Genomic DNA, 7,304 nt, shown 5'->3' with positions numbered 1-7,304 from the left:
AACACGTTGTAAATCACGTCTGATTTCAGCCATTTCCATAGCCCTTCAATCAAGTTCAATTGCGGACTGTATGGTGGCAAAAAGACGAGCTCTAACCGATCTTCGTGTTCTTTTAAAAATGGCTGAATGAGTTTGGCATGGTGAATTCGAGCGTTATCTAAAATCATCACTATTTTGCCTGTGGGATAGCGTTCTAACACAAGTTGAAGAAATCGAAGAAATGTTTCCGCGTCATAGCGTTCTTCTTCGATGCAAAACACTTCCCCTGTTTCGTAGTTCAACGTGCCAATCAGCTTCAGTCCTTGATGTTTTCCAAACGTCGGAATGATTCGTTGTTTTCCTTTGACAAACCATGTTTTTTGAATCGCTTGGTAATCACGAATCATCGACTCATCTTGAAAGAGGACATGGGCGATGTTCCCATCTACCAGTTTTTTTTTTACTTCAGGGAAGGTGATTTCGACGAATTCTTTTTGTTTCTCTTCATCGGCATTGGCTAGTGTATAGGTCGGTTTCGTATAGCTTAGCCCTAACCGATGCAGAATGTCACTTGTTCCGCGAAGCGTGTATGTTGCCCCCCACTTTTGTTGAATGAGTTCAGCGATTATCGCAAGCGTCCAATTATATTTTGCTTCGAATCCCACATCTACGGGGAGCTGATGTTCAATGATCAAAGCCAGCTCTTTTTCCTGCTCAGGGGTCAATCGACGTGGGGCGCCAGGTGAGTATTCATCTCCAGTCCATCAAGACCGCGCTGGGCGTAGGCATGAATATAGTTATAAATAGTTTTCTTGGATCGACCAATAATCGTTGCGATTTCTCCTTTGGTATATCCCTGCAAATGAAGATAAATCACTTGGTAGCGTTCATATGCTCGTTTACTTTTTGCTTCTTTCATGGCAGTGGACAACTTTTCGATCTCGTCTTTGTGATTTGGCATCATAGTTTTCTCTCCGTTCCCCTATTTTCTCTTTGTATTTATTCGCCGTGGAACGGGAGAAAACCTTTATTTCAATTTATATAGATATCGTGCAGCCCCCTGTCTCAACCTCACAGGCGCATGTCGTTCCTCCACATTTTCTCCACATTTTTTCTGCTATAATAAAGCAAAACGCCAGTAAGGAAGGAATCTTTGTGCGAAAAATTTCGTTTAAGTTAGGGCTATTGTTTTTTGTCTTTGTGTTAGGAATTGAAACGGTGTTATTTGCGTCGTTATATGTGACACTTGTGAACGCGAGAATTCATGAAGAATTTGAGCAGTTGTTGGCAAGAGGGAACAATCATCGGGATGTATTGGAAAAAAGCTATCATCTTTCTACGTTAGAACATGTTGTGATGATGGAGTCGGAAGCAGAAACGGATGTCGTTATTACCGATGCGAAAGGGAATATTTTATATTTTTCTGATCGCATTTTGCCGTTTGCGAAAAAACTCATTCCACATACCGATGTCCGCCACATTCCTCATGGCGGGATGGTGGTGCAAAACAACTGGAAAAAACAAGCGTATATTGCCACCGCCAGCCCGATTCGGATGGATGGAAAGACAAAAGGGTATGTGTATATGTTTCAGCGGACGGCTTCCATTCAAAATATGATTTCTAAATTAAAACATCATTTTCTCGTCGTTGGGATTGTTTCTGTCTTTTTGACGATTATGACGATTTTTTTCTTATCAAGAGTCATTACGATTCCGCTCATTCGGATGAAACAAGCGACCGAGAAACTAAGCAAGGGGGATTTTTCTGTCCGCCTGCAAGTAAAAGGGGAAGACGAGTTAGCGCAACTCGGAAAAGCGATTCAAACCCTTGCGACCGATTTGGAATATTTGAAAAAAGAACGAAACGAATTTTTAGCGAGCATTTCACATGAGTTGCGCACTCCGCTTACATATGTGAAAGGATATGCGGACATTGCGCGTAGACCGAACATCGCCGAGGAAGAACGAGCGAACTATTTGTCCATTATTTATGAAGAAGCCGAGCATATGCAAAAGTTAGTGAAAGATTTGTTTGAGCTCGCGAAAATGGATCAACATTCGTTTCACATCGAGAAACAGCCAACCTTACTGTGCCTTTTTTTGAAAAAAATATACGAGAAAATGGCTCCTGCGTTTCAGACGAAACAAATGGCGCTTATTTATCGTTGCGAGGAAAACGTTACCGTCCATATCGACCGACAGCGGTTTGAGCAAGTGATGATGAATCTTTTGGACAATGCGTTAAAATATTCTCATCAAGGTTCTACCGTTTCCATTGATGGAAGAATGGAGAAAAAGAACGTGATGATCATGATTTCCGACGAAGGAATAGGAATTCCTGAAGCAGATTTGCCGCATATTTTTGAACGGTTTTATCGGGTCGATAAATCGAGATCGCGAACAGGCGGGGGGACGGGGCTAGGGTTGGCGATTGCCAAAGAAATTGTCGAAGCGCACGGCGGTTCGATTCATGCGATAAGTCAATTTGGAAAAGGGACAAGCATGATCATTACGTTGCCGAGGAGTGAATGAAGGTGTATACCATTTTACTGGTTGATGACGAAAAACGAATGTTGGATTTATTGGAGCTGTATTTAATCCCAAATGGGTATCGTTGTGTGAAATGCGAGTCAGGAGTAGCGGCGATTCGCTATTTAGAAAATAATAAAGCAGACCTTGTGTTGCTTGATGTCATGATGCCAGAGATGGACGGATGGGAAACGTGCAAACAAATACGAGAGTTTTCGAACGTTCCGATTATTATGGTCACCGCAAGAGATGCGACGACAGACGTTGTCCAAGGGCTAAAAATCGGCGCAGATGATTATATTCCAAAACCGTTTGACGAATCCGAATTGCTCGCTCGGATGGAGGCAGTATTGCGCCGTTCGGTAGGAAAACAAACGAAACTGGAGTTTCACGGCTTAGTTTGGGATGAAGCGCAGCATAAAGTTCAATATGCCGGGCGCGATATTTCCCTCACGCCAAAAGAGTTTGCCATGTTAGGACTTTTTCTCAAACATCCAAATCGAGTATTTAGCCGCGAGCAACTGATCGTGACATTATGGGGGTATAACGCCAATACAGAAGAACGAACCGTCGATTCGCACGTAAAAAATATTCGCGAAAAGCTCCGCCAAGCCGGTTTTCCGATCGATCAATTTCTGCAAACCGTTTGGGGGGTAGGGTACAAATGGGGGACGTAAATGGAACAACAGATCATTGCGTTATTCCGAACATATGAACCATTCGCTTTTTTAATCAGTATCGCAATGAATGTCATCATTAGTATTTTAGGCGTTGTGCCGAGCGTCTTTCTCACGGCAGCTAACTTGGCGGTATTCGGTTTTTGGAAAGGCACGTTTTTATCTTTTATCGGGGAAGCAGTTGGTGCGATTGTGTCATTCTTGTTATATCGAAAAGGATTTCGCAAACTTTCGGAAACGAAATGGTTTTCCTATCCGAAAGTCAAACGTTTGCTTGCGGCAGAAGGAAAAGAAGCGTTTTTTCTTGTTTTATCGTTGCGTCTTCTTCCTTTTGTTCCGTCAGGAATTGTCACGTTCGTTGCCGCTATTGGGCGCATGTCGCTCCTTCTTTTTACAGCCGCCAGCTCGCTTGGAAAACTGCCAGCACTTTTGTTAGAGGCATATTCGGTTTATCAAGTGATGAATTGGACATGGCAAGGGAAAGTGATACTGGCGCTTATATCTGCTTTTTTATTGATGTTTACTTGGAAAAGAATTGCTCAAAAAAAAGGGTAACTTCCACATATTTTCTAAATGTTTCTATCCACATCGTACAAAGGAGAGTCGACCGTGATAGGATGTCAAAGCTAACGGTACCGTGAGTGCAAGCGATTATTCCATTACCGCGAAAGTGTATTTTGTAGACAGAACGACTCAAACGTATACGGCTGATTTTCCGATCGGTACGCAAGATTGGAACCGTGCGGCCATTTTGATCCATTCGTTTAAGCCGATTGACAAAGTGGACGCATCCCCTATGTTCCGCATACACAGGAACGGTCTGGTTTGACGCCATTCGCTTGATGGAAGGCAACGTCGTCACGAAAAACAAGTATGATGCCGTAGGAAATCTGTTGAGCGAATACGATGAGAAGGGACATCAAAGCCACCAAGCGAAGCGCGATAGAAAAAGCAAATTTCATGCAAAAAGGACTCTCTCTCTCTCTGTAATGATAATTTACAACATACGTTAATCACGTTATGCTATTAGTAGTTAAGATTTTTTATCTGGCAGGGGAAATTTTATGTTGCCGTATAAAGGAATTTGGGGAATTATAGAAAAAATTATTGAACATGGGCCGGAAATCAAGACTTCTCGCAGATACAAAGGTTTTGATGAAGAACTTTTTGAGGAACTAAAAAATAAGGTAGAAGATTATTATTTAAATACAGCAGAATATCCAGATAAAATCGTTGAATTAATTAAACATATTCCTGAAATTGACTTTACTTACCGTTACAAGGATCCTGCATCAATAAAGCTGAAATTAGAACGTAATCAATTGACAAAACAGCTCTACAAAATTGCAAACGACATTTTAGGAATGCGATTTATTATTAAAGCAGACACTGCAGAGTTGAAACAAATAGTTCATGAATTTGTAACATGTTGTCCGTATGGACAAGATGCATGCAACATTGTTGATCAAACATTAGGGAAAACTTATGATGATGGGTATAAAGCTATTCACGTTTATATAAGACTAAATAATTATGTTTTCCCTATTGAAATTCAATTTTGGACAAGAACACATGCATTATTGAATGAATATTTACATGAACAAATATACAAAATGGATAATGATCAATTAAATCAATATGCGTTAGATTTGAGTAAGTGGCTTGAAAGTGTTCCAATATTTCCTAATAGCGATGAAATTGCAATTAAGTCATATGTAGACTATATTTATGAACAAGCATTTTCAAACAAATATTTAGATGAAAACGGTGAAGATATTGATGACGTTGACCAATATTAAAATGGATAAAGTTAGGTATCAGTCGGGTATAATTCACGTATAAGTGAGGGAAATGAAAAATGAGCAAAGTTTATATTATTTCGGCTGCGGATGATAAGTCGGTTATTCTGGAATTACCGTCAACAAAAGAGGCTAAAATAGCCTACAAATACATTCGTTCTAAAACACCAGAAGCAAGCATTGGAGTATATGGTGCAAGAGATCTTCAAACATTTAGAAGAACACAAAGGACAATCGGACCTGCTACTGTGACGAGATCAGTTGAAACTTTTGTGAAAGCTTTGAACCTGAAAGAAAAATATATCCCGCGTGCACCAAAGACCACTTTATAAAAGAGACTTTACAAAAGAGGTGGTTTTCTTTTTGTTTTGATTGTCATGCCTGAGTTCGACAGTGACTAGGCAAACCAAATGTCTCTCATCCGTTGATATAAAAGGGACGAGAGGCATTTGAGCATACTTCGTAGGGTATCTAGGTGCGAGGATGAATGCCTATAATTCTTCGGAGGAGGCTCCAGCCCAAGAGCCGCAAAGAGTTGAGTCTGTTTGTCCGTCAGTTCGATTCGTTGAGAAAGGTCTCTGTTTACGGAATTTTTGTTTCATAAAAAATCTACCAAAAGTGAATAGAGCATGGGGAAACGTTGACGATAATAATGTTGTACTTCCATTGCTTTATATACCCATTACGGGTATAATGTAATCAGAGAGGTGATGTTTGATGAGCCATTGTGAAGATCACAATATGGATAAAAAAATGGTTCCACGAACGGAACAAGAAATCGAAAGTATTATCAAGCGCTTGAAGCGCATTGAAGGACAAGTGCGCGGTGTACAAAAAATGGTCGAGGACAATAGGTATTGCATCGATATTTTAGTGCAAATTTCGGCGATTACGGCGGCGTTAAATAAAGTCGGATTGAATTTGTTAGAACGTCACGTCAGCCATTGTGTATCGAAAGCGATTCGCGAAGGAAGCGGTGAAGAATCCATTCGCGAGCTTATGGATGTCATTAAACAGTTTTCGAAGTAAGGGAGGAGAGACGAGTGCGGACGGTGACACTCAAGGTGACCGGCATGACATGTGCTGCCTGTTCTGCTCGCATTGAAAAAGTGCTTAATAAAATGGACGGTGTAGAAGCAACGGTCAATTTAGCGATGGAAAAAGCGACCGTTCAATACGATCCGAATAAATATACTATCGCCGATATTGAAGCGAAAATTGAAAAGTTAGGATATGGCGTTGCGACAGAAAAAGTGACGCTCGATATTGAAGGCATGACATGTGCGGCATGTGCGACACGGATTGAAAAAGGGTTAAATCGGATGGAAGGTGTGACAAGCGCTACTGTAAACTTGGCGACAAACAGTGCGGTTGTCGAATACAAGGAAGGCGTTACATCTGTCGAAGATATTTTAGAGAAAATCAAAAAGCTTGGGTACAAAGGGCAAATTCGAAACGAAGAACAAGACGATGCTGGTCGGAAAGAAGAACGGCTTAAACAAAAACAACGGCAACTCGTTATTTCGATCATCTTATCACTGCCTTTGCTTTATACGATGCTTGCCCATATGCCGTTTGATATCGGCTTGCCGATGCCGCATCTGTTGATGAATCCGTGGTTCCAGCTTCTTTTAGCTACACCTGTTCAGTTCTACATCGGTGGTCCTTTCTATGTAGGGGCGTACCGGGCGTTACGAAACAAGAGCGCTAACATGGACGTCCTCGTGGCGCTTGGAACATCGGCCGCATACTTTTACAGCTTGTACGAAGCTTTTCGGACACTTGGGAATCCTGAATATATGCCAAGATTGTATTTTGAAACAAGCGCTGTCTTGATTACGCTTGTGCTTGTCGGCAAATACTTTGAGGCTCTTGCGAAAGGGCGAACAACAGAAGCTATCTCTAAGTTGTTGAGCCTGCAGGCAAAGGAAGCGACTGTCATCCGTAATGGGGAAGAAATAAAAGTTCCGCTCGAGGAAGTGGTGATCGGCGATACGATCGTTGTCAAGCCAGGAGAAAAAATCGAGTCAGTCAAGACTTTGTGGAGAACATTTTTTCGGTTCACTACGGGTGTTGTCAATCACTAGTTAGCGAACCATTTTCAGGAATTGATATCGTAAGCGCTTTTGGACTCTCATCCCTCATCTTGAAGTGATGATATTGTATTCCATTTTTTTACACCCAACCAAAATCCCGAAGCGCCGACAACGCTTGATGGATCGGCGTCCCGGATGACCGCTGCAGACACGGTAGATTCTGACGCACCACATCTGCCCACAACCGTCCTGCCTTCCGTTTGGCCTGTTCAACCCGCTTGGAC

The 7,304-nt window shown here is 41.7% G+C and carries 7 protein-coding genes and 2 pseudogenes; 7 read left to right on the top strand and 2 right to left on the bottom strand.

Annotation, left to right across the window (positions count from 1 at the left end; genetic code table 11):
* Positions 1–943, bottom strand: a protein-coding gene (locus LH47_RS15630) for an IS630-like element ISBs2 family transposase (RefSeq protein ID WP_152619632.1) whose coding sequence is annotated in 2 segments (ribosomal slippage) — positions 1–730 and positions 730–943 — 944 coding nt annotated over the 2 segments. Because the reading frame shifts where the segments join, the coding sequence is not laid out codon by codon here. This gene is flagged as partial in the annotation.
* Between the two features lie 191 nt (positions 944–1,134).
* On the opposite strand from LH47_RS15630, the gene LH47_RS13675 reads away from it, so the two are divergent.
* The 7 genes and pseudogenes from LH47_RS13675 to LH47_RS13645 all read left to right on the top strand — a co-directional run.
* The gene (locus LH47_RS13675; RefSeq protein ID WP_043968450.1) at positions 1,135–2,511 is read left to right on the top strand and encodes a sensor histidine kinase; all 1,377 of its coding nucleotides are present in this window, start codon (positions 1,135–1,137) and stop codon (positions 2,509–2,511) included.
* Between the two features lie 2 nt (positions 2,512–2,513).
* Positions 2,514–3,185: a response regulator transcription factor gene (locus LH47_RS13670; RefSeq protein WP_043968448.1), complete on the top strand. Its 672-nt coding sequence runs from the start codon at positions 2,514–2,516 to the stop codon at positions 3,183–3,185.
* Entirely contained in the window at positions 3,186–3,740 is a 555-nt protein-coding gene (locus LH47_RS13665; RefSeq protein ID WP_043968447.1) for a TVP38/TMEM64 family protein, read from the top strand.
* A 509-nt stretch (positions 3,741–4,249) separates the two neighbouring features.
* On the top strand, positions 4,250–4,984 hold the full coding sequence (locus LH47_RS13660; RefSeq protein ID WP_043968445.1) for a nucleotidyltransferase family protein: 735 nt from the start codon (positions 4,250–4,252) through the stop codon (positions 4,982–4,984).
* 59 nt (positions 4,985–5,043) lie between these two features.
* Positions 5,044–5,316: a hypothetical protein gene (locus LH47_RS13655; protein WP_043968443.1), complete on the top strand. Its 273-nt coding sequence runs from the start codon at positions 5,044–5,046 to the stop codon at positions 5,314–5,316.
* Positions 5,317–5,701: 385 nt separating this feature from the next.
* A complete protein-coding gene (locus LH47_RS13650) occupies positions 5,702–6,013 on the top strand; it encodes a metal-sensing transcriptional repressor (protein WP_043968441.1) in 312 nt (103 codons plus the stop codon).
* Positions 6,014–6,027: 14 nt separating this feature from the next.
* Positions 6,028–7,008 (top strand): annotated as a pseudogene (locus tag LH47_RS13645) (heavy metal translocating P-type ATPase); the annotation flags it as partial.
* Between the two features lie 151 nt (positions 7,009–7,159).
* Here the strand turns inward: LH47_RS13645 and LH47_RS15620 are convergent.
* Positions 7,160–7,304, bottom strand: a pseudogene (locus LH47_RS15620) (UPF0236 family protein); the annotation flags it as partial.

Origin of the sequence: Anoxybacillus thermarum (assembly GCF_000836725.1) — a bacterium.
In the GTDB taxonomy this organism is placed as follows: domain Bacteria; phylum Bacillota; class Bacilli; order Bacillales; family Anoxybacillaceae; genus Anoxybacillus; species Anoxybacillus thermarum.
Note: the sequence above shows the minus strand (reverse complement) of the source record. Positions and strands in the feature narration are given on the sequence as shown.